Annotated in this window: 35 protein-coding genes; 9 read left to right on the forward strand and 26 right to left on the reverse strand. The window is 60.9% G+C overall.

The window, feature by feature from the left end; all coding sequences use genetic code 11:
• Positions 1-32 precede the first annotated feature (32 nt).
• From F0A17_RS13620 to F0A17_RS13665, 10 genes are read right to left on the reverse strand one after another with little or no spacing between them, the layout of a single operon-like run.
• Positions 33-290: a pyocin activator PrtN family protein gene (locus F0A17_RS13620; RefSeq protein ID WP_149328904.1), complete on the reverse strand. Its 258-nt coding sequence runs from the start codon at positions 288-290 to the stop codon at positions 33-35.
• A complete protein-coding gene (locus F0A17_RS13625; protein WP_149328905.1) occupies positions 287-574 on the reverse strand; it encodes a hypothetical protein in 288 nt (95 codons plus the stop codon). Before F0A17_RS13625 ends, F0A17_RS13620 begins: the two co-directional genes overlap by 4 nt.
• The gene (locus F0A17_RS13630) at positions 561-779 is read right to left on the reverse strand and encodes a TraR/DksA family transcriptional regulator (RefSeq protein ID WP_149328906.1); all 219 of its coding nucleotides are present in this window, start codon (positions 777-779) and stop codon (positions 561-563) included. The genes F0A17_RS13625 and F0A17_RS13630 overlap by 14 nt, the downstream gene beginning before the upstream one ends.
• Entirely contained in the window at positions 772-1,053 is a 282-nt protein-coding gene (locus F0A17_RS13635; protein WP_149328907.1) for a helix-turn-helix transcriptional regulator, read from the reverse strand. The genes F0A17_RS13630 and F0A17_RS13635 overlap by 8 nt, the downstream gene beginning before the upstream one ends.
• Positions 1,050-1,370, reverse strand: a complete 321-nt coding sequence (locus F0A17_RS13640; protein WP_149328908.1) for a phage antirepressor KilAC domain-containing protein — start codon at positions 1,368-1,370, stop codon at positions 1,050-1,052. Before F0A17_RS13640 ends, F0A17_RS13635 begins: the two co-directional genes overlap by 4 nt.
• 20 nt (positions 1,371-1,390) lie before the next feature.
• Complete coding sequence (locus F0A17_RS13645; RefSeq protein WP_149328909.1) at positions 1,391-4,039, reverse strand: toprim domain-containing protein; 2,649 nt, start codon at positions 4,037-4,039, stop codon at positions 1,391-1,393.
• 22 nt (positions 4,040-4,061) lie between these two features.
• On the reverse strand, positions 4,062-4,397 hold the full coding sequence (locus tag F0A17_RS13650) for a hypothetical protein (protein ID WP_149328910.1): 336 nt from the start codon (positions 4,395-4,397) through the stop codon (positions 4,062-4,064).
• A 42-nt stretch (positions 4,398-4,439) separates the two neighbouring features.
• Positions 4,440-4,703, reverse strand: coding sequence for an ogr/Delta-like zinc finger family protein (locus F0A17_RS13655; protein ID WP_187774700.1), 264 nt, complete (start codon positions 4,701-4,703; stop codon positions 4,440-4,442).
• Positions 4,704-4,705: 2 nt separating this feature from the next.
• The gene (locus F0A17_RS13660; RefSeq protein ID WP_149328912.1) at positions 4,706-4,906 is read right to left on the reverse strand and encodes a hypothetical protein; all 201 of its coding nucleotides are present in this window, start codon (positions 4,904-4,906) and stop codon (positions 4,706-4,708) included.
• A gap of 42 nt (positions 4,907-4,948) precedes the next feature.
• Positions 4,949-5,146 (reverse strand): hypothetical protein, encoded by a 198-nt coding sequence (locus tag F0A17_RS13665; RefSeq protein WP_086511099.1) that lies wholly within the window; start codon positions 5,144-5,146, stop codon positions 4,949-4,951.
• 108 nt (positions 5,147-5,254) lie between these two features.
• Between F0A17_RS13665 and F0A17_RS13670 the strand changes: the two genes are divergently transcribed.
• Positions 5,255-5,710 (forward strand): hypothetical protein, encoded by a 456-nt coding sequence (locus F0A17_RS13670; protein WP_149328913.1) that lies wholly within the window; start codon positions 5,255-5,257, stop codon positions 5,708-5,710.
• Here F0A17_RS13670 and F0A17_RS13675 read toward each other — a convergent pair whose 3' ends face one another.
• A complete protein-coding gene (locus F0A17_RS13675) occupies positions 5,711-5,926 on the reverse strand; it encodes a hypothetical protein (protein ID WP_149328914.1) in 216 nt (71 codons plus the stop codon).
• 45 nt (positions 5,927-5,971) lie between these two features.
• Here F0A17_RS13675 and F0A17_RS13680 point away from each other — a divergent pair, with 45 nt between their 5' ends.
• The 6 genes from F0A17_RS13680 (at position 5,972) to F0A17_RS13705 (ending at position 10,333) form a co-directional block, all read left to right on the forward strand.
• Positions 5,972-6,226, forward strand: coding sequence for a hypothetical protein (locus F0A17_RS13680; protein ID WP_149328915.1), 255 nt, complete (start codon positions 5,972-5,974; stop codon positions 6,224-6,226).
• Between the two features lie 172 nt (positions 6,227-6,398).
• Positions 6,399-7,088 (forward strand): XRE family transcriptional regulator, encoded by a 690-nt coding sequence (locus F0A17_RS13685; RefSeq protein ID WP_149328916.1) that lies wholly within the window; start codon positions 6,399-6,401, stop codon positions 7,086-7,088.
• A gap of 51 nt (positions 7,089-7,139) precedes the next feature.
• Complete coding sequence (locus F0A17_RS13690; protein WP_149328917.1) at positions 7,140-8,219, forward strand: hypothetical protein; 1,080 nt, start codon at positions 7,140-7,142, stop codon at positions 8,217-8,219.
• 24 nt (positions 8,220-8,243) lie between these two features.
• Positions 8,244-8,591: an STAS-like domain-containing protein gene (locus F0A17_RS13695; RefSeq protein WP_223111549.1), complete on the forward strand. Its 348-nt coding sequence runs from the start codon at positions 8,244-8,246 to the stop codon at positions 8,589-8,591.
• Positions 8,575-9,072 (forward strand): hypothetical protein, encoded by a 498-nt coding sequence (locus F0A17_RS13700; protein WP_149328918.1) that lies wholly within the window; start codon positions 8,575-8,577, stop codon positions 9,070-9,072. Before F0A17_RS13695 ends, F0A17_RS13700 begins: the two co-directional genes overlap by 17 nt.
• 574 nt (positions 9,073-9,646) lie before the next feature.
• A complete protein-coding gene (locus tag F0A17_RS13705) occupies positions 9,647-10,333 on the forward strand; it encodes an SOS response-associated peptidase (protein WP_228716912.1) in 687 nt (228 codons plus the stop codon).
• Between the two features lie 851 nt (positions 10,334-11,184).
• Here F0A17_RS13705 and F0A17_RS13710 read toward each other — a convergent pair.
• Entirely contained in the window at positions 11,185-12,465 is a 1,281-nt protein-coding gene (locus F0A17_RS13710; protein ID WP_187774701.1) for a Y-family DNA polymerase, read from the reverse strand.
• Between the two features lie 2 nt (positions 12,466-12,467).
• The gene (locus F0A17_RS13715) at positions 12,468-12,908 is read right to left on the reverse strand and encodes a LexA family protein (protein WP_149328920.1); all 441 of its coding nucleotides are present in this window, start codon (positions 12,906-12,908) and stop codon (positions 12,468-12,470) included.
• 131 nt (positions 12,909-13,039) lie between these two features.
• Between F0A17_RS13715 and F0A17_RS13720 the strand changes: the two genes are divergently transcribed.
• The gene (locus F0A17_RS13720; protein WP_149328921.1) at positions 13,040-13,390 is read left to right on the forward strand and encodes a LexA family protein; all 351 of its coding nucleotides are present in this window, start codon (positions 13,040-13,042) and stop codon (positions 13,388-13,390) included.
• Positions 13,391-13,554: 164 nt separating this feature from the next.
• On the opposite strand, the gene F0A17_RS13725 is transcribed toward F0A17_RS13720, so the two are convergent.
• Together F0A17_RS13725 and F0A17_RS13730 are read right to left on the reverse strand one after the other, a co-directional pair.
• Complete coding sequence (locus F0A17_RS13725) at positions 13,555-14,583, reverse strand: contractile injection system protein, VgrG/Pvc8 family (protein ID WP_149328922.1); 1,029 nt, start codon at positions 14,581-14,583, stop codon at positions 13,555-13,557.
• 7 nt (positions 14,584-14,590) lie between these two features.
• Positions 14,591-15,034, reverse strand: a complete 444-nt coding sequence (locus F0A17_RS13730; protein WP_149328923.1) for a phage tail protein — start codon at positions 15,032-15,034, stop codon at positions 14,591-14,593.
• A gap of 12 nt (positions 15,035-15,046) precedes the next feature.
• On the opposite strand from F0A17_RS13730, the gene F0A17_RS13735 reads away from it, so the two are divergent.
• Positions 15,047-15,517 carry a hypothetical protein gene (locus tag F0A17_RS13735; RefSeq protein WP_149328924.1) on the forward strand — a complete coding sequence of 157 codons (471 nt, stop codon included), beginning with the start codon at positions 15,047-15,049 and terminating at the stop codon, positions 15,515-15,517.
• Here F0A17_RS13735 and F0A17_RS13740 read toward each other — a convergent pair.
• The 11 genes from F0A17_RS13740 to F0A17_RS13790 form a co-directional block, all read right to left on the reverse strand.
• Positions 15,477-18,089 carry a phage tail tape measure protein gene (locus F0A17_RS13740; RefSeq protein ID WP_149328925.1) on the reverse strand — a complete coding sequence of 871 codons (2,613 nt, stop codon included), beginning with the start codon at positions 18,087-18,089 and terminating at the stop codon, positions 15,477-15,479. The genes F0A17_RS13735 and F0A17_RS13740 overlap by 41 nt on opposite strands.
• Positions 18,090-18,100: 11 nt before the next feature.
• Positions 18,101-18,220 carry a GpE family phage tail protein gene (locus tag F0A17_RS13745; protein ID WP_149328926.1) on the reverse strand — a complete coding sequence of 40 codons (120 nt, stop codon included), beginning with the start codon at positions 18,218-18,220 and terminating at the stop codon, positions 18,101-18,103.
• A 26-nt stretch (positions 18,221-18,246) separates the two neighbouring features.
• Positions 18,247-18,543: a phage tail assembly protein gene (locus F0A17_RS13750; RefSeq protein WP_149328927.1), complete on the reverse strand. Its 297-nt coding sequence runs from the start codon at positions 18,541-18,543 to the stop codon at positions 18,247-18,249.
• A gap of 39 nt (positions 18,544-18,582) precedes the next feature.
• Complete coding sequence (locus F0A17_RS13755) at positions 18,583-19,092, reverse strand: phage major tail tube protein (RefSeq protein WP_149328928.1); 510 nt, start codon at positions 19,090-19,092, stop codon at positions 18,583-18,585.
• A 34-nt stretch (positions 19,093-19,126) separates the two neighbouring features.
• The gene (locus F0A17_RS13760; RefSeq protein ID WP_149328929.1) at positions 19,127-20,296 is read right to left on the reverse strand and encodes a phage tail sheath protein; all 1,170 of its coding nucleotides are present in this window, start codon (positions 20,294-20,296) and stop codon (positions 19,127-19,129) included.
• 416 nt (positions 20,297-20,712) lie between these two features.
• Positions 20,713-21,330, reverse strand: coding sequence for a hypothetical protein (locus F0A17_RS13765; RefSeq protein WP_149328930.1), 618 nt, complete (start codon positions 21,328-21,330; stop codon positions 20,713-20,715).
• A 417-nt stretch (positions 21,331-21,747) separates the two neighbouring features.
• Complete coding sequence (locus F0A17_RS13770; protein WP_149328931.1) at positions 21,748-22,431, reverse strand: DUF4376 domain-containing protein; 684 nt, start codon at positions 22,429-22,431, stop codon at positions 21,748-21,750.
• Positions 22,432-22,438: 7 nt separating this feature from the next.
• Entirely contained in the window at positions 22,439-23,626 is a 1,188-nt protein-coding gene (locus F0A17_RS13775; protein ID WP_149328932.1) for a phage tail protein, read from the reverse strand.
• Positions 23,619-24,245 (reverse strand): phage tail protein I, encoded by a 627-nt coding sequence (locus F0A17_RS13780; protein ID WP_149328933.1) that lies wholly within the window; start codon positions 24,243-24,245, stop codon positions 23,619-23,621. Before F0A17_RS13780 ends, F0A17_RS13775 begins: the two co-directional genes overlap by 8 nt.
• Positions 24,238-25,155 carry a baseplate J/gp47 family protein gene (locus tag F0A17_RS13785; RefSeq protein ID WP_149328934.1) on the reverse strand — a complete coding sequence of 306 codons (918 nt, stop codon included), beginning with the start codon at positions 25,153-25,155 and terminating at the stop codon, positions 24,238-24,240. The genes F0A17_RS13780 and F0A17_RS13785 overlap by 8 nt, the downstream gene beginning before the upstream one ends.
• Entirely contained in the window at positions 25,152-25,505 is a 354-nt protein-coding gene (locus F0A17_RS13790; RefSeq protein ID WP_267285441.1) for a GPW/gp25 family protein, read from the reverse strand. Before F0A17_RS13790 ends, F0A17_RS13785 begins: the two co-directional genes overlap by 4 nt.
• Positions 25,506-25,513 lie beyond the last annotated feature (8 nt).

A 25,513-nucleotide genomic window follows, 5' to 3' on the forward strand; every position in this document is an offset into this window, starting at 1 on the left:
GCCTAACTCAGCCTACCTTGGTACTTCTACCATCACGTATTAACACGATGCCATAGCTCACGCGCCTCAGCCCGCTTCTCATCCAGGTACTTGGCCAGATCCACCGCGCTGACCAGCCAAGGCGACTTCTGTGAGTCTCCGGCGCGGTAGACGGGTACCGGCAGGGCTTGGGCGCCGGCGCGCATGCTGGCGGTGCGGGCGTTGATGCCGAAGTAGCGGGGCGCGACCTCCTCGAGGGGGATCTCGGCGCGGCCGTTGAACTCGGCGAGCAGTCCGAAGTAAGTGTTCATGCTTGGCTCCTCTGCGTAGTACGCCAGCGGCCGTAGCGGGTGCGGATGCCCTTGAAGGTGGCGGCGGCGTAGGGGTTGTGATCGAGCTCGGCTCGGCTTTCGATGCGGCAGGCCTGGCAGAGCCAGTCCCGCGCGTCCTGTTCGTTGTGGGTACCGTCGGGCAGCTGGCTGGGCGTGAGGTCGAACTTGTGCCGCTTGCGCCGATCCAGGTAGAGCCGAAACAGCTCGTCCTGGCAGAGCATGGCGGCGGTTCTGGCCAGCCGGCCGCCCTTAACGGGCGGCATGCTTGGTCCTCCTTTCTCGATGGCTCTGGCAGACGATGCACGTCGTTGCCCAGGGTGCGGCCTGGCGGCGAGCGGCCGGGATCTCAATGCCGCATTCCTCGCAGTAGGGATCGGTTGCCACCGGTAATGGCCGGTGGCGGTTGGCGAGGGCGCCTTCAAGGCGCCGCTCCATTAGTTCTGTGGCGATATCGGCGTTGTCAGCCATGTTTGCCGCGCTCCTGTCCCGACTGGCTTCCCAATGCTCGGTTTCGTTCTTCGATGCGCTTAGCAATCCAAGAATCAATTTCCTCCTCCAGCCAGGCCACGCTTTTTCGCCCGATCGACACGGGGGGCGGAAAAGTGCCTTGTTTGATCCCTTCGTAGATGGCAGATCGACTCTTGCCGGTTTTCTGCTCGACCTCTCTTCGACGTAGCAGTCGGTTACCGCCGGGCTTTCCATCACGCTCTAGCTGGTAAGAACGGTCGTGTTGATTGGTCATGACAGACTCCTTGCTTCGTGGGGTTGTGGTATTGCCCGACGGGTGTGTTGTACGGGCAGGCGGGCGAGGTCGATACCGAGCTTGGTGGCGATGTGATCGAGCCCGGCGTCGGTGACTTCGGTACGGCCGTAGTGGGTCCAGCCGGCGACCGGATGGCGATAGGTGCCGGTCTTCACGCGCAGCAGGCGGCCACCGCGGTAGGCGCCGGCGGGCAGGTTGTCGGGGCCGAGCATGCCGGCCTGGCGCAGCCGACGGGTTAGGGTGTTACGGCCCAGGTTGAGCAGGGCGGCGGCCTGATCGAGGGTGTAGGTACGCATCGCTGATCTCCCTTTTCCTGTCAGCCACGCTCGAACAGCCAGCACTTAACGGTGCCGCCGTTCGGCCGGGTCTTCGAATAAACGGGATGGTTGGACGCCACGAACTTGCGCGCCTTGCTGCCCTTGAGCTGGCGTTTCAGCTCGCGCATGTCGAAGCGGAAGTGATGGTCGGCAGCGAGCTTCTCGAACTCCTTGAGGTTGATGGCGAGGTAGCTCTGGCCGGCGTTGTGGTCGAGCACGTTCTCTACGCGGGTGCGCTCCAGGTACTCGACGGTTTCCCAGAACTCCTCCACCAGCGGGTGGTCGGCATTGATGGCCTGCTGCCGCTCGATGGCCATCTCGGCCACCAGGTGGTGCGCCTGGACGATTGCCTCAGCAGTGAACAGGCCGAGGCCTTTCGGCCCCAGGCAATCCACCAGGGCGGCGATCTGGGCGTGGTTCTGGGCGATGCGCAGCGAGCGCACCTCGGGCATGGCGTGGATCTGCTCGAAGTAGTGCGACATTTGCTTGGCGTAGAGGCCGAGTAGCTCGCTCTCGCGTGAAGTGGCCTCGAGGATGAAGCGCGACACGTGGTCGATCTTCATGCCCTCGAGGGCCTTGGCCGCGGCGAAGGTCTCGCGGGTCTGGCCTTCCTTGGTGAAGAACAGGTGCACGATGCGCTGCATGATGGCATCGGAGCCTGCCACGGCGGCGTTCTGGCTGATCACGATGGCGCCACGGAAGGGCGGCTCGTAGGTGTCGCTGCCCATGTTCTTCACGCCGGTGGCGCGCACGCTGCGGCCGTTGTAAGCCGTCTTGAGCTCGTCCCAATCGAACTGCTTGGCCTTGTTGCCGCCCTCGGCGTCGCGATCGGACTCGATCAGCACCACCGGCAGGTTGGCGACCTGGACGAAGCGACGCGCGCGGCCGGCGGCGGACGACTTGGCCGGGTCGAAGCCTTCCTCGTCGTTGCGGCCGAGCAGCTTCCACATGAACTCGATCAGGGTCGACTTGCCGGCGCCGGCCTCGCCGACGATCTCGAGGAAAGGGAAGCTCTTGTCGCGTGAGCGGATCTGCTCGGCGAACAGGGTGCCCAGCCAGAAGGCGAGCGCGACGACGCCCTTGCTGCCGAAGGCGTGTTGAATCAGCCCCGCCCAATCGGTGCGGTAGTCGTTCGGATCGTTGTTGATGTGCAGCTGGGTGGACTGCGAGAGGGTCTTGAGCGCGGTGCGGCCCAGCTCGAAGAAGTCCTCGTCGTTGCGCTGGTAGATCTTGCCGCCCTTCACCGCGAAGTCGCCCAGCACATAGGCCTCGTACTCACGGGCATAGCCGACGAAGTTGATCGTTTCCACGGTGCGGATGGGCAGATGCTGTGCCAGGGTGGCGTCGAGCTGCTCGGTGGAGCCCGTCCACTGCGCGCCGGGGGCGATCGACAGCAGGCGCTTCTTGAACTCGGTGGCCGAGGCCAGGGCGCTGCCGGTTACGGTGTTCTTCACCGTGTAGCGCTCGCCCGGGTACTCGATGCGGTAGTAGTACCAGCTCTCGTCGGTGAGGGCGTTGCGCTGGAAATAGAGCGGGCGCGGATGGCAGTTGGCGATGCGCTTGATGGCACCGGACTGCTCCAGGGCCTTGTCGCGTGCCTGGCGCTCGCTCATGGGGCGGTCGCCGTCGATCAGGTCGCTGTAGATCTTCTGGTACTTGTCCAGGTCGAGCTTGAACCAATAGGTCTGGCTGCGATGGACGAAGGGGAACTCGCGGCGCTCGGTCTTCTCGTAGATCAGCAGCGCCTTGTCGTTCGCACTGGGGGCGATCAGCAGCGCGCCGTTGTAGCGGTACTCCTCGAGGTGCTTCTCGGTGAGCTCGCCGCGCTGATGCAGGTCGTTCCAGTCGCGCCCCTCGCTGGGCTGGGCGGCTTCGCACTCCCAGCCGGCGGCGCGCGCCCGGCGGATCAGCTTGAGCGTCCACTCCTGGCCGGCTTTGCCGGTATCCAGTGCCCATACCAGGGTGGGCCGAGTGCGGCCGGCCTGTCGGCAGGCCTGATCCAGCGCCTCGAGAGCCTTCTCGGGGTAGTTGTTGCAGCTCATCGCCGATACGGCGGCGATGCCGTGATGGGTGAGGGCGATGGCGTCGAAGACGCCTTCGACGATCCACAGCTCATCGACCGCGGCGAGCTCCACCGCCGGCGGGCACCACCACTGCCCGCGGTAGCTGCCGCGGAAGTTGGCCTTCTGCTTGCCGAAGCGGGCGGGCTTGTCGATCAGCCGTTCCCACCACACGCCGGCGCCCAGGGTGAAGCGCACGGTGGCGGAGGCGGCGTCGATCTTGGGATCGAAGAAGCTCTCCTGGGTGTACCAGCCCTGGATGCGCTCGAGCTCGAAGCCGCGGCCCATGCTCAGGTAGGCATCGGCCACCGGCGTGCTGCTTTGCGGCTTGCCCGGGGCGGGTGGCTGGTTGGCGAAGCGCTCGCTCCAGGAATCGAACAGCTCGGGGAACAGCTCTTTCACGTGGACCTGGCTGCCGCACTTGTTCTCGCGGCCGCACTTCACCATCCAGGGGGCATCGGCCTTGATGAAGGCTTCGCGCTTGCCGCATTCGGGGCAGCGCACCTTCTGCAGGTACGTGCCGCGCTCTTCGGCTTCGAAGTCGCGGATCAGTCGCGTCACGATGTCGTCGCGCAGCCGGTTATCCATGAACGGTGCCTTCTCTACGGGTTCAGTGCTGGGAGGTGGCCGGGGGCAGCGGTGTGCTGCGCTCCTGGGCGTGCAGGCGCAGCAGATCGGCCACGGAGAAGGCCAGGGCGGTGCGGCCCGGGCGGCGCACGATCACCACATGGGCGGTGGAGGCCTCGGCGTCGATGTAGGCGGTCTGGTTCAGCGTCTCGAGCTCGGCCAGGGCCTGCAGAGCGGCCAGACCGGCACGCTCCAGGGTGATGCCGTGGGCCTCGACCAGGTGAGAGGTGCAGCGCTCCAGCGCGACGGTGCGCTGATATGGCCGGGGCATTTTCAACAGGTACGCGCAAGCCGCGTCATTGATCGTCAATGCGTGCATGGGTCTCGCTCCGATTGTGGGTGTTGCTGGGGTGGGTGGCGGCTACCCGGTAGCCGCCTTCGCCATGGCCAGTTCGCGCAGGCGTGGCACCAGCGGCAGGGCGACCGTGGGATTCGGCATGTCGCTGGGCGTGATGGTGTGGGTGATCTCGATGGAGATCTTGCCGCGCCAACCGCACTCGGGGTTACGGCACTCGATGACCGCCTCGCGGTACACCGGGGTGAGCCCCTGGCTCTTGCGGATGCCCGCCGTTTCGCCGCAGTGGGGGCAAGGGATACGCGGCTTGTTTCGGAACTGAGTGGTCAAGGTCAGTTTCTCCCTGCGAGATAGAGGGCGCGCCCGCGCCCGGTGAGCCCTTGAGTGCCCTTGCGCAGCCTTCTGCGCAGCAGCCACTCGGCGGCTTCTTCGTTCGTTCTGAGGTTCTGCTGAACGCGAACCTGATCGAGTACGGCTTCGAGCTCGTCATCCAGCGGGAGCTGCAGTTCGCCGCGGCGGGACTCGTCAGCCATAAATCCAGTGCTCCTTGAGGTCCTCAAAAGGGCCTGCCATTCCTACGCCCGGCGGGGCACATTGAGTTCGAGATCGGCGATGCCCAGGGTTTCCAGGGCTTCCTTCATCACCAACTGACGCAGCAGCACGGCCTTGTCGATGCCGGTGTAGTCGACCAGCGCATCGATCAGGCGCCGCTCGTATTCGTCGAGGTTGATGGCGCCGTAACGGGAGCGCACACGCTTGGGGTCCTGGTACATGGTGGATGTCCTTTCTGATATGCATCAGTGAGGGGCGATAGAATCGGAGCGACTCGATGGGCAGCCAGTGGCATCGGGTGGCACCGCAGACGACAAGGGGGTAGACGGATGAAGCAAATGAGCGCTATCGGCGACGTGATCAAACGTGCCCACGGGCTTTGGGAAGTCATCGATACCGGCGGTGAGGCCGCTAAGCGGCTTTCCGACCTTCAGAGGGCGCTGGTGGAAGCCCAGATACGCGAGACGGCGCTGATTGAGGAGAACGCTGCGCTGAAGCAGACGGTTGCCGGCTATGAACAGTTTGAGATTGAAAAGCAGCACTACGAACCGGAGCAGCTGCCCAGCTCGGCTTGGGTGATGCGGCTCCGCGTCGGGGTGCATGTCGATACGCATCTTGCGCAGCAGGGCATGCAGTTTTGTACACAGTGCTTCTTCAAGCGTCAGCTTTCGATACTCCAGCCGCTCGATAAGCGCTCTGCGTCCAGCCGGTTTCTTCAATGTCATGTGTGTCGCTCCGAAGTGATGATCGATCCGCCCCCGCGGGGCTGCGTGGATGTCTGCTGATCAGCTGGCAGCGAGGGTGTCGTCTTCGTAGCCCTGCATGCCGCGCAGCATCAGCATTCGCAAGGTGCTGGAAACGCTGCGCATCTCGACTTCGGCGATCTCCTTGAGCTTTTCGCGCTCGGTCGGGGTGATCTGGGTCATCACTTGTTTGCTACAGCCGTTGGGGCTGCGTGAGTAAGCGGCGCCATGGTTACGAATGGTTTCCTTGGTGTGCATGGGGTAGGCTTCCTTTGTGGTGCTTTAGGGATTAACGGGGTATCGATGGCAATCAAACAGGTGATCGACGTGGATATGCCGCTGATCCACGATTACGACGAGGCGACAGGCGAACTGGTATTAACGGTCCCACTGCGCTCCGAACCAGGTCAGCACCGAGAGGCAGACCAGCCCCCGGAATACGCTCAGCTGCGTGTATCAGCGGCAGCACAAGGATTTCTCGAATATCAGTTCGGTCGGCTGGAATCCGAGGCCACAGTGCCGCCATCACGGCATCGAACGCCTCGTCAGATACAGTGATGATGCTGCCGTCTAACAGAGCGTGGGGTACCGGGTAGGCGGTGAAGCCGCTGTCTTCGGCCATGGGTGGCTCCGATGGTGTCAAATGGATTGTCGATAACTGCTTTGTGGATTCGATTGAAGCAAAGCATGGAATCAAACGAATTGCCTGTCAAGGGCAAACGAGACCTTTATGGATTCGATTGGATCTAGGCTGCGCGAAGAGCGCGACCGTCTGGGCCTGACACAGACAGAGATCGGTGATGCAGCTGGTGTGACCAAGAACACTCAGCGCTTGTACGAAATGGATCAGCGCAGTCCTAAGGCGGATTACTTGGCGGCGCTAGATGCGGCAGGGGTCGATGTGGGATACGTGCTGACCGGCCGGCGTGGTGGCGCTCCCAACCTAGCCGCCCAGCGGGTAACCGATGGGACTCCCGTATCTGCGGCCAACGGCCCAGGGCCTGGGCTGGCCTCCGTAAAGTTGTACGACGTGGAGGGTGCCGCCGGTGCCGGCCGCTCCCTGGAAGAGGAGCGCGTCGAGGGCATGCTCTACTTCCCGGAAGCGCAGTTGGAGGCCCTGGGCATCCAGGCGGGGCAGGTGGCAGGCATCAAGGTGCGCGGGGATTCGATGGAAACCACGCTGGCCGACGGCGACTGGGTGCTGGTCGACCTGGCCAATCGCGATCCGCGGCAGGAAGGGGTGTTTCTGCTGACCGTGAGCGGCGAGCGGCGCATCAAGCGCGTGCAGCGCCTTGCCGGCGGCGCGTTGTACCTGATCAGCGATAACGACCACTACCAGCCAGAGATGATCACACCGCAGCAGATGGGGGAGGTCGAGATACTGGGGCGGTGTGAGGTGCGGATAGGACGGATTTCTTAATAACATGCTTCTGTGATAAAGCAGGGTATCGCCTGGGACGAGCCACGAAAGATGAAAAAGCTTTCTGAAAAGCATAAAAAACATTTAGTTCGTGCTTCTGAGCGCGAGATGGATAAGCGTATCCGGAAAAATACAAAAAGAAACAGATTAAACAAGTCTCGTTTAGGATATTATGTTCTTTGTTCACCAGGTGTGCTAAGCCTGATGCGTCGTCAGTCTAGATCTAGATTAATTGCTTTCACGAGAAGCATTCATAAATTGGTAAATAAAGGGAAAAGGAGGATTTGGCTAGATTTTTCTGATCTTAACGAAGTTGTTGCTGATGGCATGATCTACTTGCATGCGGAATTGTCAAGGTTGTCTAGAGTTGTGAAAGGGCTGCAGTTTAGGTCATCACCACCTTCTAATAAAACTGTAGGACAGGTATTTAATCAGATTGGTTTTTCTAAAGTCATTAATTGCAAAATAGGTGTTTCACCTGAATGTAATAGAAAAGACGTCTCTACATGGCTTTGTGCTTATGGGGAGAAGGTGGTAGGGGAGAAGTGTGGAGGTATCTTGGATTATTACCAAGGACGCATGGCTGATTCTTTGACTCGCGAGCTCTTTAGAGGAATGACGGAGGCGATGACTAATTCATATCATCATGCGTATATTAAGGAAAGAGGAGACTCGTTAAGACATATTGATTACTACAAGCCTTGGTGGCTGTTTTCGCAAGAAGTTGATGGGAAGCTGAGTGTGGTGTTGTGTGATCTAGGGCTAGGGATTCCTGGGACAATTCCTATTAACAATCCTGGTCTGATGAGGAAGTTGAAGCGATTCTTTGGTAAAGACTTAACCGACTCTGTAACGATAAAAGAAGCTATAGTAAATAGTAAAACAAGAACTCACAAAGCTTACCGAGGAAAAGGGTTAAGACAAATTGTTGAAACAATAAATAATTCTGAAGATGGAAAAATCTCCATCCTTAGCAATAAGGGGTGCTATACTCATACAGAAAGTGGTGAGACGAATTTAACGGACTATCCAGCTAGCATAGGAGGAACTATAATATGCTGGCAGGTTTCTCTACCAGTTGAATCGGTGGACGTCAACGCATTCAGTGATGATGAGGCTGTGTTGTACTAATGTTTGATTATGAAGGCGAGTCTTATGCCATTGATTAAAGGTGCAGCCATGAAAACTATTGAGCTTGCAAAAGTGTTTTCAAGGTATCCTGCTGGACGCTATAAAAGCGATGGGCCCTTTAGTGGTGAGAAGTTCCGTGAGGAGATGTTGCTTCCCTTCATTAACAACGAAGATCTAGTCGTCATTGTCCTTGATGGCGCAATGGGCTATGGCTCGTCTTTTTTAGAAGAAGCTTTTGGCGGGTTGGTGCGAAAACTTAAAAATAAAGATATTGTAAAAAAGAAATTGGTGCTCGTGTCTAAAGAAGATCCATTTCTTGTTAAAGAAATTAATAGCTATATTGAACATGGATTAGATGAGCGCAATGCTTGAATCGTTTTGGTTTTTTTTAATAGACAAAGAAAATTATCATTTTCTGCGGCTGGCATCAGGATCCGTTACTTGGATTTTGATTCTGGGAGGGTGGTTTGTCGTCAACAAACAAAATAATAGCCGGGAGTTAAGAAAGGAGCTGCGTTCGGTACTCGATGCTGTTCGTGTCGATATTTTAGATCTTTCTGCGGAGTCTGTGAAATATCACACCGAACAGCCTGGGAAAGACGAGGATTATAACATAGTAATGAAATTTAAACGAATTAACCGGAGAGTCAATAGGCTTCCTTTGTCTCTGCATGATAGAAATAATATATTAAATTTAATTTTCTTGTTCAAGAAGGCGGTTACGCTGCGAAATTTTGAAACTAGTAAATATGAACGGCAGGCGAAGAATTCTCAACTAGTTGGTGAAATAGAGCACGCAGTGGAAGAAGTTTTAGATGAAATTGAGCATTGTTTCTCCCGGAAATTCAAGTAATTACTAAACGTTTTTTATTTTCTTCGTTATGAAATCTTATTTCCAAGTTTCGGCGGGTGGCTCACGACGTGCCACTCGAGCAGCTCGAGCCTTGGCGGGGCTACCGGCCCGCGGCTACTCAACCGACGTCGCTCGCCGCATCCTCCGGTCGAACTGCACGATATCGGTCCAGCCGCACTTACGGCACGCCACCACGCGAACACTCCCGGTCTCCGGCGCTTGGAACATTTGCCATTGCTGATCGCGACTCAGCTCAGCATTGCCACAACTGCAGCACAGTGCGTGGGAGCCGAGTGTCGAGAATTGGTAGTGGATAGCTCTGGTAGGCATGGGTTCTCTGCCGTGCGTTTGTGCTTGTTAGAGCACATTATGAGCAGAGGCAAAGGCAGCGCATGTAAGAGATCGCCTATCCACCTTGTCAGAACATTCCGCAGCGCTGCGTGATCCAGGCATGGAGTCGTTCCGGGTCGGCGTTCTCTTACAGAATACAGCGGTCTTCTCTTGCAGAGAGGTGAAAGGGGCTGGGGTAGGCTGAGTGAGCTCAGCAGGCATTGCATGGATGATCCCCCCGGCCATGGACGGCCACCCCTTCTATGCTCGCCACATGTGTGGACGATTCTCTCAATTCAGCGCCTATCCACGGCTCGCCAAGCGACTCCGCGTCTCGATGGATGCTGACGCTCCGCCGCCGCGCTACAACATCCCGCCTGGTACCTGGATCGCGGGGGTTCGGAAGTCGGCGCACGACGCGCCGCCAGTGCAGCTTAATTTCTGGTGGGGTTACCGGCCGAAGTGGGCGAAGGGCAAGGCGGCGCAGCCGATCAATGCCCGCGTCGAGACAGTGGCCACCAGCGGCTACTTCAAGCACGCTTTCGCCCGTGCCCGTTGCATTGTTCCTGCTGATGGCTGGTACGAGTGGTTGGCCACCGTGAGCGGCAAGCAGCCGCACTACTTGACTCGGATAGACCGCGAGCCGATCGCCTTTGCGGGCATCTATGCAGAGAGGGAGGATGGCAGCTTAGGCTGCGCGATTCTAACTGAGCCGGCACGCGGCAGCGCTGCTGAGGTGCATGACCGCATGCCGCTGATTCTCGACGACGCCAGCCTTGAGCCGTGGCTCGATCCCGACCTGACTGACCGAGAGACGATCCGCGCCGTTGTGCGCCATATCGATGCTGGCGTGATCGAGCACTGGCCGGTCAGCCGGGCCGTGAACCGGCCCGGCAATGATGAGGATGCGGGGCTGATCAACCCGGCCTAACCTGCTTGTAAACTATCTCCTACAAACACGGAGCAGCATTCTTACGCAACGGCTTATCCTGGGTTAAACCCTTACTCGCTCATAGCGACTACCTTGGTATGTAACGGGCTAGGGAGAGCCCTACAGGGAAGGCCGAGCGACGGAACGCTCTGTACCATGGATGTTTGGGCAGGAAGCCCGAAGTTGGATGGATAGGGATGCGTTGACTGGAAGCCCGGCCCCCCCAGTGGCCGGGCTTTTTTTCGGCAGGCTGAGTTGGCGCATGGCTCCCATGGCAGATTTCTGTCCCTAGCGAGAGACGCTTTGGATTCGCGTTCTCTATGGGTTCGCCAAAATATCGCGTCTCATCGCGCCTGCCCTGGCGGTTGCCAGGGCTCTTTTACAGATCGAGCATGGGTCGGTGAGCCGGGCCGTGTACAAGCCTCGCGAGGGCCAAGGCGCTAAAATGATTCATTTAGCATAGTTGTTCGTTCAAAATTGTCTGCCACTGTTGTATGTTTACTGTGAGTCGCCTAACCATGCGTTCCCTTGCTGTGTTCGCCTTGAGTACGCGTCTCATCGCACCGCCCGGCCATCAATGGCCGGGCTTTTTATTTTCGCCACCCTCTCGTAGTAGCCGATATCTTACGTTTCGCATGGTTAATCTCTTACGCAGCGCGTAACCCAGGTTATGTTGGGAGGCGATAGGAGATGGCATCGTGAGTCTAGAGCAAAGGAAAGCTCTTGAGGAAAACGAGCAGGATGCTCGAGTAACCAAGGATGCACCGACAGGATGTCAGTGGAGCAGCTAGCAAGGAAGTGCGGTTCGAATGCCCGGCTCTAATGCCGGGCATTTTTTTGTAGCGGTCAGATCATCGCGCCTGTACCAGTGGCAACTCGTCCCATCGCGTTGAGCAACGCTGGGTGAGGTTGGCGCAGCGCAGGTGCCACGCGGCGCCCGGCGTCGGTCGGCCGAGGCTGACGGTTCCGCGCCCCATCCGCTTGTTCAGTTCGTCCATGGTATTCATCAGCTTCGCGCTGCGCTGCCTGTCGGCGTCGCTCTGGGGCGTATCGAGCAGCGAGAGCTGTTGCCGGCTGGCGTCGACCAGGTCGAGCAGCATCACACCGCCTTTCTGGTACAGGTAGCCCTTGCGGTAGATCCGCTGCAGGGCGTGGCCGGCGGCGTGCAGGATCTCGCGGCTGTCGGCGGTGGGGCGGGGCAATTCGAGCACCAGGCTGGGTGAGTACTGGTGCAGATCTTGCCTGAAGGGGTTCGTCTTCAGAAACACCAGCACCGCCTTTGCCAATCCATTCTGCCGGCGCAGTTTCTCCGCGCCACGCTGCCCGTGCTGTCGGATCGCCTCGCGGATCTCGTCCAGGTTGTCGGTGAGCTTGCCAAAGCTGCGGCTGGTCATGATGCGCTGGCGGGCTTCATCGAAGTCGTTCATTTCGATGCAGGGCACGCCCCGCAGCTCCAGGGCGGTGCGCTCCAGGGTGACCGAGAAGCGGCGCCGGATTTCCTTCGGGTTGGCCTGGGCGAGGTCCCAGGCGCTCTTGATGCCCATCACGGTCAGGCGCTCGACGAGCCGGCGGCCGACGCCCCAGACGTCGCCCAGCTCGATTTTCTTGAGCAGTACCTGCGTTTCCCTGCTGTCGTGCTGTAGCACGCATACGCCTTGGTAAGCCGAGATTTTTTTGGCCGCACGGTTCGCTAGTTTGGCGAGCGTACGCGTCGGCGCGACGCCCACGCAGACAGGAATGCCGGTGAACTGACGCACCTTGTGGTGCAACTGCCGGGCGTGCTCGAGCAACTGCTCGTGGGTGAAGCCATCGAACCTCACAAACATCTCGTCGATGGAGTAGGGCTCGACGGCCGGGGCAAACTCCTCGAGCACGGACTGCACCCGCTGGCTCATGTCGCCGTAGAGCTCGTAGTTGCTGGAGAGTAGATGGATGCGCCCCTGACGCACCAGATGCTGAAGCTCGAACGCCGGTGTGCCCATCTTGATGCCGAGGGCTTTCAGCTCAGTGGAGAGCGCGATGACGCAGCCGTCGTTGTTCGACATCACACCTACCGGCAGGCCGCGCAGCCGGGGCTGGAACACGCGCTCACACGATACGTAGAACGAGTTGCAGTCGACCAGTCCGATCATGGTCATACGGGGTACTCGTGGATGACCGAACGGACGACTCCCCACACCTGACACTCGACATCGACGAGCGGAATGGGCGCGTAGCGTGGGTTGCCTGAACAGAGGCACGGCACGTTGCCCCTCAGCTCGTAGCGCTTGACGGTGATCTCGCCGTCGATCATGGCGACAATGATGTGTCCGGGGCGGGGCTCGAGAGAGCGATCGACCAGCAGCAGATCACCCTCGTGGATACCCAAGCGCTCCATGCTGTCGCCGGTCACGCTCATGAAGAACGTTGCGGAAGGGCGCTTGACCAGCCGTTCGTTGAGATCGAGCGTGCGGCCCTCGTAATCCTGTGCCGGGCTGGGAAAGCCGGAAAGCCCTGCACGGCCGAGCGCGAGGGGGTAGGGAAGCGCAAGCGACGGCGGCTCGGGGTGAGCCGGAGTGAGCGTTGGCAGTGTCATGTGAGTCCCTTTGTACTGCTGTCGTTTTATACAGTATTCTCGACATTGCCGCTTCCAGGCAACAGGCAAACGCTAATGAAAGTTAGCCGGCCGGGCGGCCTACTGAGAAAAAAGTGAGACGAGGCAGGGGTATGCGCGTGAATTACCTGGGCCCGCTGTGTGCGGGCATGCATCCGGCGATGGAAGGGCTCAACATTCGGCAGTTTCCGCCCAGCTGCTTCTTGGTCGAGGTGAGCGCCGAGGCCGGGGTGAGCGGCCCCATCATGGAAGGGGATCTGTTGATCGTGGATGAGGGTAGATCGGTGAGCCATGCCGACCTGGTGGTGGCGGAGCTGGATGGCGAGCAGCGGCTCTTCCGCACGCACCGGATCGGAGGCGCCTACCGGCTGCTGCCGACGGCAGGGCCACGGCATTCGGTGATCGCGCGGGCGAGTGACCTGCGTGGTGTGGTGGTAAGCCAGGCGCGGCGGTATGCCGTTTGAAAGAATGATGTCTTACAGCTAGGTAAGACATTAGCCATATTGCAACCACGGTGCGATTGGTAGGTTGAACGTGACGTCTCGTGATGCGATCGACTCGCCGCGGTCGCCAGGGATGAAGAGAGACGTTGCAGCAAGGCCCCAAGCAGGGATGTTCGGGGCCTTGCTTATTTGCGTTCCTGGGCACGTTCCATACCCAGTACCTCGCACCTCGCCCGGGTGCCAAAGCCATTGTCGTCGAGGGTGTGTTCCACCTCGGTGACACGCCAGGGCGTGGCGTCGATCTCGGGCTTGAAGCCGCTGACCTGCAGCGGCGATTCCGGCAGCATATCGGCGCGGCCGTGGGCTAGTGTCAGCTCGAATTCGGCCAGGCCACGCTGGATGCGTCTCCACTCCGCGCGAGCAGCATCCAGGGCGTCGGCCTCGCTGGCATAGGTGGGACGTAGCTGTTTGGCGTTCCCGTCGTCGCCGGCGAGAACGATGCGTCGCTGGGCACCGCTGGTGTCGTTCCAGTAGGCCTTCACACCGCTGTAAGCATCGCGGTCGGTGATGCTGTAGCGGTGCTGGTCGCCGTCGTGCCGGGTCAGGGTGATGGTGGGCATGCCCCGGCCGCTGGCGGTGAGTGCCTCGCCGGCCAGGGTGAAGAGCAGGCGGCCGGCCTTCACCGCAGCGATGGCGTCATAGCGCTGGCCAAGCCGGGTCAGAAAGTTGAGGTCCGACTCCTCGGTCTGGTCGATATGGCTGACGCGGATGCCGGCCAGGATGTGGCCAATGACCGGCTCGAGCTCGTGCCGGCGCGCGATGGTTTCGACGATCTCGCCCAGGGCGAGGTTGTGCCAGCCGTGGGTGCGTTTACCGGGCAGCTCGCCACGCATGTCGGCGGAGCGCGCGCGGATGATGAGCTGATCCGGCGAACCGGTGTGCTGGATCTCGTCGACGGTGAAGGTGCCTTTCTCGACCAGACCTTCGTGCTGCCAGCCGAAGGCGAGGGTGAGCTCGGCGCCACGGCGGGGCAGGGCCAGGGCGCCGTCGTGGTCGGCCAGGGTGATGTCGAGCTGATCGGCCTCGAGGCCGCGCTGTTCGCGCAGGGTGAGGCTGACCAGGCGGCCGTTGAGGCGTGGCGTGATGTCGGTACCGGCCAGGGTGAGGCGGTAGCTGGGCCGGCGGTAGCGGTAGGGCGTGGTGTGAGCGTTCATGGCGGGCTCACACGTAGGCGCCGGCCAGGCGGGCGACGGTGTAGGTGGTAAGGCTGCCGAGCAGATCGGTGCGGGCGTCATCGACGTGCTCGAGCGTGAGCGTGAACTCGATCTTCTGCGGCATGCCGTCGCGGAAGAAGTGGCTGGCGGTTTCCTCAACCTGGGTCACGACCCACAGGCCGTACTGTCGCCCGGTGCCTTCCACCAGCGGCCAGGCTTGGCCCTGGTCGGCCATGTCGCGGATCTCGTCCAGGTCGAGGCGGCCACCGGTAAATTCTGGGAGCAAGGTGCCGATAAGAGTGATTCGGTCCTCGCCAGGGCCGACGTACTGGTACGCCGGCCGCTCGCCGACGCGCGACTGATTGGCATGGCGCCATTGAGTGACCCGCTTGAGCTCCTGATAGGGCACGGAGCGGGTCTGAAAAACGAACATACCGAGAGCCATCAGCATTTGGAGGGTCCTATGGCAGCGAAAACAACGAAAGCTTCGTCGCGTCCTGATTCACAAGCGATACAGTTTCTTTCAGTTTATTTAGTTTCGATTTTGGTAGCAGGTTGCCTCACTTTAGGGTTAGGGAAGGCAGCTGGTTGGGAGACGGTTTTCAATTCACTACGTGAAGCTCAAGTTACCGGACTTCTGGCCTTTTCTGGCTTGGCTATCGGCATAGGCCTTCAAGCTGCTGGAAGCCGAAGATATATAGCTATCGCTTATGCTTTCGGCTTCCTCATGGCGCTTGGGCATCTCATGGCAACGATGGCACCGAAGCAGGAAATCGGTTCGGATTTGATACTGATATACATCTGTCCCGTCTTATTCATTACCGGCATCGTGACAATGTTCTCCAGCAGTGTCCTAGCCTTCCGAGCTCACATTGATGAAGGGGAAGGAGAGGCTATTCCGTATCCCACAAGGAAGATCGTCGACGAGCCTTAGCCTGGTCGGATTGTTGCGCCAGGGCGCGTTGAACCTCCGCAGCGACGTACCTGGCCAGCGCCTTTTCATCCATGCCGGGTGAGCCGTAGACGTTGATCGTCATTTCTCGGCTTCCCATCTGTGCCGGCGCCGGGGCACTGAGAGCCGGCCTCCGGTCGATGGGGATATCCGCCACGGCGGGCAGGCCGGCGGTACCGATGGCGATGCCGGCGCCGGCGGTGGCCACGCGCCGGGCGATGTCGCGCACCCGCTTGGCAGGCTCGTCGCGCTGGCGGTCGAGTCCGACGTTGAAGCCGTCCACCGTGAAGCCGCCGTACTCGGCAAACACTCGGCTGGGGGAGTTGATGCCCAGGGCGTCGCGGAACCAGCCGGTAACGCCATCGGTGAGGCTGCCGACCTTGTCTTTCAGTGCCTGCCACTTGGCATCGATACCGGCCATCAGGCCGTCGATCATGGCGTTGCCCAGGGTTGAGAAGCGCTCCGGGATCTCCACGCCCATGCTCTGCAGGCCGGCAGTGATGCCGCGCCAGAGAATGCCCATGGGCGACCAGTCGAGCAGCAGCCGCGAGACGCCGGCGATGCCGCCCGCGAAGGCTTCTTGGATGGCTTGCCAGGCGTTGCCGAACAGCTCCGTGACACCGTTCCATAGGTTGCGGAAGAAGCCGCTGATCGGTTCCCAGTATTTGATGATGAGGAACACGGCAGCGGCGATCGCCGCGACGGCCAGGCCGATGGGGTTGGTGGCGAGGAACCCGGCTATGCCCTTCACCGCGGCCAGCACGGCGGGGATGGCGACGCCGGCGAGCCGCACCAGGGTGCCGATCAGCCCACCGCCGTTGATGGCGAGCAGGGCGAAGCCGTAGCGCAGCATGACCAGCGGCCCGAGGATCGAGGCCAGCGAGAGGGTGATGGCGCCGCCGATGGTGACCAGGGCGATGAGCCCGGCGGCGAGCTTGGCGATGGTACCGGCCAGCTCCGGATTCGCTTTGATCCAGTCGCCCACGCCGCGCAGGATTCGCGTCACGGTTTGCACGAGTTCGCGCAGCGGGCCGTTATTGGTATCCGTGACGCTGATGCCCACTTCTTCCCATGCCGAGCGCATGTTCTTCAGGTCACCGCCGATATTGTCGGCCATTACTCGGGCCATCTCGGCGTTCTCGCCGTAGCTTTCGCCCAGGGCGGCAATCAACTGGTCGAGCTCGCCGGCGGCCATGGAGTTGACCAGCTCGGCCATGCCGCTGCCGGCCTCGGCGCCGAAGATCCGCTGCAGCACTTCCTTGCGCTCCACGTTGCCCAGCTCGGCCGTGGCGGCGTTGATGTCGCGCAGGATGTCCGGCATGTCGCGCATGTTGCCGTTCACGTCGGCTACCTGGATGCCGTAGCTCTCCATCAAGCCGGCGGCGGTGGAAGTGGGCGCGGTGAGGCGGTTCATCATCGCCCGCATGGTGGTGCCGGCTTGGCTGCCCTGGATGCCGATGTTGCCGAGCAAGCCGGCCATGGCGGCCGCCTGTTCCATGGTGAGGTTGAGGTCCTCGGCGCCGCCGAGGTACTTCATCGTTTCCCCGAGCATCTCCAGGTTCACGTTCGCCCGGCTGGCGGCGCCCGAGAGGATGTCGGCGACCCGGCTCATCGAGCCTTCCTGCTCGAGGTCGATCTTGAACGCGCCGGCAATGTTCGAGGCGATGTCGGCGGCGCGGCCGAGCTCAGTGTTGTTGGCCAGGGCAAGATCCAGCACGTCGCGCATGGAGGCCTGGATGGCTTCCGCGCTCATGCCAGCGCGCAGCAGAAACTCCTGGCCGGCGCCGACTTCCGTGGCTGAGAAGGCCGTGGAGCCGCCCAGTTCTCGCGACTGAGCGCGCAGGGCCTGATAGCGCTCGTCATCTGCCGAGAAGCGGCCCACCGCCTGGAGCGTGCTCATCTGCTCGGCCCAGGAAACCCCTGGAGCGAGCAGGCGCGAGGCGGCGTAGCCTTTGGCCAGGCCACTGCCCACGCCAGCGGCACCGACGCCGGCCATGCGGTTTACGCGGCCCATGGATTGGCTGTAGGCCTGGCTTGCCTGGGCGGCGCGACGCTGCTGCTCGGCGACACGGCGCAGGCGATTCTGGTGCTGCTCGAGCTGCTGGTTGGCATTGCGCACGCGCTGGGCCAGCTCGCGTTGCTGGTTGACCAGAGAGCCAGTGACGCCGCTGACGTCGCGCATGTTGCCGCGCAGCCGCTGCAGTTCGCGCTGCTCGCCCTGGTACTGCTGCTTGAGTTCGCGAGCCTTGCGGATCGCGGCGTCGCGCTGGCGGGTCAACTGGCGAGTGGGGCCGTCAGCTTGCCGGATCTGCTGGGTGAGTTCACGCACCTGGCGCTGCTGCGCCTGCAGGGCGGTGGCGGTCTGCTCGCTGGATTGCTTGAGGGCGGTGAAGCCGCGCATGTCGCGCTGGGCGCGTTCCAGGGTGCGCAGCTCGTCGCGGCTGGCTCGCAGTGCGCGAGCGGTCTGGTCACTGCCTTGGGTGATCTTGCGTAGCGGGCCGGTGGCCTGATCGATCGCCCCCAGGAGAACCTGCATTCTGAGCGGCTTGGCCACCGGTGGCTCCTTCAGTCAGCGTCGCGCTGGGTGCGGCGACGGGCGCGCTCGCGCCATTGCATGAGTTCGGCGAGGGTGAAGCCGGCACAGTCGGCCGGCGTCCAGTGGAAGGTGACGGCGAGATCCGCCATGGCTTCTTCGACGTGCTCGGGCAGGCTCAGGCGCTCTCGCCCTTGGCCCGCTTCGTCAGCAAAAAACCGGCGATAGCGCCCCCGATCTGCACCAGGTCGGCGGGGTCGAGGTTGCGCATCTCGGGTTCGGTCAGGGCCGGGCTCGAGAGGCGCGGGGTGAGCTTGACCAGGGCGTCGACCTGCATCTGCAGCACGTCGGAGAGGGCCAGGCCGCGCAGCTCGCCGGCGTTGGGTTTGCGCAGGAAGAGCTTCTCGATCTTCTGCTCGCCGCGCTGGATGGGTGTGTCGAGTACGATCTCTTCGGTGGTGGCGTTCTTGGGCATGCTTGACGTTCCTATGGCGTGGTGGAGAAGGGGAGAGGTTTACAGGCCCAGCGCGCGGCGGCGCTCGGCGAAGCGATCCTGGCCGTTGACCTTGAACACCAGGCCGGGCACGTCGATTTCGATGACAGTGGCGCCGTCGATCACGAGCTTGTAGTAGCTGCAGGTGGTGGTGACCTGGTGGGCGGTGTTCTCGCCGGCCTTGGCTTCGCCCATGGCGATACGCTGGTGGCGGCCGCGCACGACGACAGTGACGGCGGAGGTTTGGCCGACGTCGTCGCGCTCGTAGAAGCCTTCGAAGCGCAGCAGGTCGGCATCCAGGCGGTTGGTGCCGAAGTTGTCGAAGATCTCCGGGACCAGGCCGCCGACGGTCCATTCGAAGGTGAGCTTCTCCATGCCCAGGTCGATATCGACCGGGGCGTCCATGCCGCCGCCGCGCCATTCTTCCATCTTGCGGGCGAGCTCGGGCAGGGTGAGGGTGTCGACCAGGCCCTGCCAGTTGTCGCCATTGCCGAACAGGTTCAGGTCCTTGAGTTTCTTGGGCAGTGCCATCGATCAGGCTCCTTGAGGTTTCCGGTGCCGACCGTCAGGCGGCGATGCGCGCGGCGAAATCCACCAGGTACTGGTCGGTGATTCGCTGCTGGAACATGAGGTTTTCGAGGGGCGGCACGGGGGTGTAGTCGTAGTCGATGTACAACTTGCCGTACTTGAGGGTGGTTTCGGAGTTGGCCTGTTCGTTGAACCAGGCGTTGCCGTCGATGATGTAGCCCAGCGCCTTCCACTCGCGGAACTTTGCGTTGATGCCCTCGATGATGTCCCGCGCGAGGGAGGGGTGCATGGGCTTGTCCACGGCCCAGAGGTGAGCCTCGGCCATGGTGTCCGCCACGACTTGCGCGGTCCTCGTGTAGTTCTCGAACGGGAACAGGCCATCGGTATCGCAGGTGCGCGAGCCCCAGAAGCGATAGCCGCCCTGGTTGATCAGCGTGGTGACGTCCGCCGCGTTGAGCACGCCGGCATCGGTGGCCGGATCCTGAAGATCCCAGAACACATCGCGGGAGATGCCGGTGACGCCCTGCACCGGCACATTCGAAATCGTCTTGTGCCAGCCGACGGTTTCATCCAGGTAGGCGCGCAGACCGAGCGCTCGGGCCACGGCGGAGAGAGTGGCGGTTTCGCCGGCGTCGGTATCGAAGCCGGTGAACTCCGGCCACAGCACCATGACTTCGCGCTGGCCGAAATTCTCGCGATACATCATCGCCTCTTCAACAGTTTCACAGCCGTGTGCCGATACATAGGCGAAGGCGCGCAGTTGCCGGGCGACGGAGACCAGCTCGGCGGCCACGTCGATATCGTCGAGCTCCGGCACGCCCAGGATCCTGGGCTTGATGCCGAAGCGCTGATGGGCGGCAAGCAGCGCCTTGATGCCGGTCTTCTGGCCGCTGGCGGTAACGGTGCCGATGAGGTTGGCTTTGGTCTCGGCGGCATCGGCACCTTCGGCCACGCGCACCACGACGATCAGCGGCTTGGCCTGGTCAGCGATGGCATCGAGCGAGCGCTTCAGCGTGCCGCTGGCACCGGCCTTGCCGATGGCGGCATAGACGTCGGTGACCAGCACCGGCGTATCGAGAGGGAAGGTGGCGGCATCGGCATCCTCGGAGGTGGCCACCAGGCCGATCACCGCCGTGCTGACGGTGCGGATCGGTCGGGTGCCTTCGTTGATCTCGATGACGCGCACGCCGTGGTGGTAATCGGCCATTCGGGGCTCCTGCGTGGGCTGAGAGGGTCAGCGGGTGTACGCAGGTATCGTGCGGGGGCGGGCGAGGTAGGCGAAGCGGCGGCGGGTGTGGGTGGGGATGGCTACACCGCGAGCGGTGGTCGATGGTTAGCGTCACCGATCCCCCTATCTGCTATTGGGCGGAGGTCGAGATGGCTGGGCCTCTGCCCCTTATGTAGACCGTAGGGGGCCGTTGTGGCCGCCGTAGCTGGAGATTGTCGATGCTGAAATTCCTGCAGATGCTCAGTGCCGCGCTAGGTGTACTCGTTGCCCTCAGTCGGGCGGTAAGGGCGATAGCTGACTTGGTCAGAGTGTTGCGAGACCTGGATGTGTGAACTGTTACGCCCGCCAAATGGCGGGCGTAAGCATTTCGCTTGTAAGCGAATAACTAGTCGTGCTTATTCGTCAATATCCCATGTGTTGCTGACGAAATTAAAAATATATACTGGAGTGTGGCGTGTGATTTTCTTTTTCATGAATGTGTAGCTATATTTTGCCTGTATACGAACCTGGGTTTCATCTGGCATTACCCGTTCAGCGTTTATGCCAATATCCTTAAAAAGCTCTCCGGTTGTGATGTTTATATCACGTTCATCTTTTCCCTGTACAAAGCCTTTTTTCTTGCATATCCTCAAAAATTTTTCAGGCTTATTGTTGTTTACGGACCCGTAAAGTGAAATCTCAAGATCCTCGAAATCATTGTGAGTCAGGTTTATATATTTTATTCCTGTTCTGTGAATGCTGCCAGGTAGTTGGTTGTCTCTATGGGGAAGGACGGCAATAAACAGTCTTGGCATATTGGATTGAGCCAGTTGTAAACGCATTAGCCAATGCTGGAATATTAAAAAAATGCTTCCAGTTAGTGCTGAGGCTACTAAGAATAGCGTAAGATAGGCGTTGACACGCTCGGCTGAGTCTAATTGGTAGCGGGTCCCCTCTCTTATCTCCCAATAAAACAGGCCACCTGCAATCCATATGAGAATACAAGCTATGACAGGAATCCAAAATGCTTTCATTGTATCGCCTATGATGAATGCTGTGATCAGGAGAAGGCTATCACATTGGGCCAGCTTGCTGTCTATCTCTTACGCTGCCTGATGAGCTACTCCGAAAAAGGTGAGAGGTAGCCCGCCGGGTGGCGGGCTCCCCTTCAGCAGAATATGAGCCAGTAGAATACGAGCTCAAGCAATATGTGGGATAGTTCAAGTGCGTGAAGGAAAAATCTGAGCGTTTCAAAAGTCTCTCCTTGGCGAAGGGTAGATACGATTAGGCCGGCACTTCTATGGTCTTCGAAGCACCGGCCCAGGGCGAGCGAGGCGCGTTGTAGAATGGCGATTTACAACAGGCAGGCTGACATACAACAAGCCCGCCGAGCGGCGGGCCTGGTTGCTATGTCTAATAAGGGAACCAATTAGCGGGTTTGCCGTTTGGCACTACCACTCCACGGCTTCGATAGCTGCCCGCTTTGCGTCGTCGTCTAGCTGCTCGTCGGCCAGGATCGCGTCGATGGCGTCCTTCCGGTCCCAACTGCGCTGATAGATGCACTCGATGTGGGCCAGTGCAGCGAGGGCGAGCTCGTCCATTTCCACCGCGGTCAGCTCGCGGTTGATGTTGCTCAGACCGCGGAAGGTGAAGACGGCATCCGGCTGGCCGGCTGCGATCAGGCGCTGGGCCTTGGCGGAGAGCCCCAATAGATTGATTTGGTCCTGAGGGCGCGTCTGGATCACGTCAGGCTCGCCGGCAATTGTGTAATTGAGACCGGCGGCGAAGGCAGCGTCGCGAGCCTGGTCGATTTCAGAGCGCTTGCGGGCAGCGAGTCTTTCAAGCAGCTCGGGTGGTTCTTCGTCTAGCGCATCTGCCGGTGGCTCTAAGCCCAGCTCGGTGATCTCATGTCGTTGACCGTCCACGGTCCAATAAACATGACCTCGCCAGTCGGCGACGACTTCCCACGCGCTTCCAATGGCGCGCGCAGCTTCATGTTCGCCGATAGGTGGCGGCGCCTCGGTCATAGCGCTGCCGGGCACCTTGGGCTGTCGACTCATAGGGTCCAGCGGGCATTCACGCCCTGCAGGGTCGATAACGGTCTGGTCGACCGGGTTGATGTCCCAGATTAGCATAATGACCTCAAATCTTGGTTAGGTAGATAACCGCGTTGTTGCGGGGGCGAGTTTCGCTAGAAAAATCACCTTTATGAGCGCCATTTTTTTGGTTTTGTCCTTGCCTGTCCGTCACAGCGTTATATGTCTCGGAGCCATTATTAACTCCCACGTTCATGTTCGGGTATTCACTCCAGTAACCATCATTTATTCCCCAGAATCCCGGCCCAGTTATTCCCTGGCCAGTAGGAAGGCCATGGTTGTGATACTGAATAGCATGGAACTGAAGGCTGGCCAGCGACCGGTCCGGATCTATACCTCGCCCATGGTCCCAGCCACGCTTGAACTCACCACGATCATCGGGGAGGTTAAATGTTGTTGCTCCGTCGCCTGCTCCATGGACTGTACCTAAGGCACTGAAAATCCGGCGGTAGTCTTTGCGACTGATTGCGGCCCCATCGTTCTCTATATATCCCTCGGGCAGTGTTTCCGACCGCCATTCGATAACACTTCCGGGCCGTTCGCCGTGCCACTCCATCCAAACATGCGGCCGGTTAGCAATGTTGGTGGGGTCGACTCCCTGCACCTGGCCGACCTGGTCGCGGTCATAAAACTCATAGAACTGGTCGTTGCTGCCGCGCACGACCTCGCCGGTAGTGTAAGTGCGCTCAGAGTCATAGGCGGCGAATTGATATCTGCCATCGGCAATGGCTTGCTCGATCGCTGCCTTAAGCGCCTTATCCCCATCGTCGACATACTTGCGAGTGGCCAGTACTACGCTGGGGTCGATCTTGAGCTCGACGTTGGCCGTGTTGCTGACGATGAGGTGCATGCGCACCACTTGGTTGCGACCGCTGCCCTGGGCAAGCAGCGGTTTGTAGCTGGGTGGGCAGTTGGCCACCGCGACGAAGTCGCCGTCTTCGTCCTCGAGGCCGAGCTCGCGGATCCACCAGCCGCCGACGTTGGGCGGTAGCACAAGCTCGGCGATCAGGATCGCTGGGTTGGCCGGGTCGACGAAGAGCTGGTTGATGGCGGCGCGGTACACCTGGTTGACCAGCTTGGTCTGGCCTGGCTGCGGTACCGGATCTGTGCCGTTCGCGTCGCCCAGCAACATGTGGGTAAGCTTCCACGGAATTTGGAGAGCATTGGCGTTGGCTTGCTTGGCCTCGCCGACATCGGTGAGAAAGCCGCCGAAGGTGGAGTTCTGGTCAATCATGTAGGTGGATATCCATCGTGTCGTGGGAGGTAGTAGCCAGGGCCTGCCGCGTGCGGCATATCACGTCGATGTCGGGCGATTCCCAGGGCAGCACGTCGAGTTCGTCACCGTCGTTGACGGCAACGCCGACGAAGGAAGTCAGGGAGGTGCTCAGGGTGATATCGAGACCTGTGATATGGCGCGTGAGCGGTTTCGCCTCGGCGATGAGCCGCTCGAGCTCGAGGAACATTTCCTCGGTGATGCCCTGGTCGAGCACACCGATACTCAAGGTGAAGGTGCCGCGCGGGCCGGGCGGCTGGGTTTGCCACCACTCCGTGACTTCCAGCAGGTAGCCGAGCGGCTCGACGACGCGGCGCAATGCCGAGATCGTCCCTTTCTTGCGGTGAACGTAGTAGGAGCTGCGGATCACCGAGCGCTTGGTGGCTTCCGACCAGGTGGGATCCCAACGATCGACCGAGAATGCCCATGCTAAGTAGGGCAAGAGGGCGGCCGGGCAACGGTCCGGGTCCCAGAGGTCGCGCAGCGGCACCGGAACGTGCTCGATCTTCGCCAGCGCCTGGGCGGCAGATCGCTCCAGGAAGGTGGCGTTGGGTGGAAGTAACGACAGTGAATTAGCCATTGGCGCCCCCCAGCGAGATGTCGATACCGGTGCAGTAGGCGGCTTGGGTGAGGTTGCGCAGGATGTGGCCGGCTGGCGAGATCAGCTCGACGTGCTTCACGCCTTCGACGTGTAGTGATGCTTCGATGGCGTCGGTGTAGACGCTGAAGCCCAGCTTGCGCAGGGCGGCGGCATAATCGTTGGCTCGGCGTTGGGCCGCGGCCAGAATCAGTTCCTGCTCGGGGCCGTAGCCGGCGTGCAGGTGCAGTACCGCCTGGATGGCGAACTCGGTTATGTCGGCAGACTGAACCGTGACACGGTCGCACACCGGGCGCACGTCCTCCGGCGTGAGGGCGGCTTCGACGATATCGAGCAGGTCCTGCGGCGCCTCACCATTTCCCAGGCGGGAAAGCACGGTGACGAGGGCTTCGCAGGGAGCGGGGGAGATGGCTCTGGCATCGGCCACGCGGCCATCGGCGGATCTGGCGTAGAACTCATAGGCGCGGGTGGGGCCGGCGACGCTCAGCCCCTCGAAGGCCTCGGGGCCGCGTAGGCGCAGGTCCTCGTCCGGCTCCAGGGTGGGCGGTACCGGTGGCATGGCCGTCGGGTCACCGGGATCCACGGTCAGCCGTTTGACGTTGAAATTGGCGACCAGGTTGTCGAGGTCGCCGTTGCGGGCGTGAGCGATCATCACTGCCTTGGCGGCTTCATTGACCCGTTGCCGCCAGTGGAGCTCGCGATAAGCGTTCTCCTGGCAGAGCTTGGTCAATGGCTCGGATTCGAGCTCGAGCAGGGCGGCGATGCCCTGACGCTCCTCGCTGGGGTAGAGCGCGACCAGGGCGGCCTTGCGCTGGGCGAGGATCTCCTCAAAGTCGAGCGGCTCGACGACGTTCGGCGCCGGCAGGCGTGAGAGGTCGATGGGGCTGCTCATGCGCTACCTCCCAGGCCTTGACGCAGGGGCACGCTGAGATCGATAGCTTCACCGGTGTCGGTGCGCTGGGCGGTCATGTCGAGAATGAGTGAGCCGGGCTGGTCGGCCGGAGCCAGCCGGGTGATCTGGCGCACGCGGATGCGCGGTTCCCACTTCATCAGAGCGACGACAGTCGCCGAGTAGGCACGCAGGGCGGTGGCGCCGTTGAGGGGTTGGTCGATGAGCTCGGGCAGCAGCGAGCCGTAATCGCGCCGCATCGCACGGCTGCCGATTGGCGTGGTGAGTATGTCACGCACGGACTGCTGGATGTGTTCGATGTCGTCCAGGCGCCGGCCGGTGGTTGCGCTCATGCCTGCCA

The organism is Billgrantia pellis, from assembly GCF_008297955.1.
Classification (GTDB): Bacteria; Pseudomonadota; Gammaproteobacteria; order Pseudomonadales; family Halomonadaceae; genus Halomonas; species Halomonas pellis.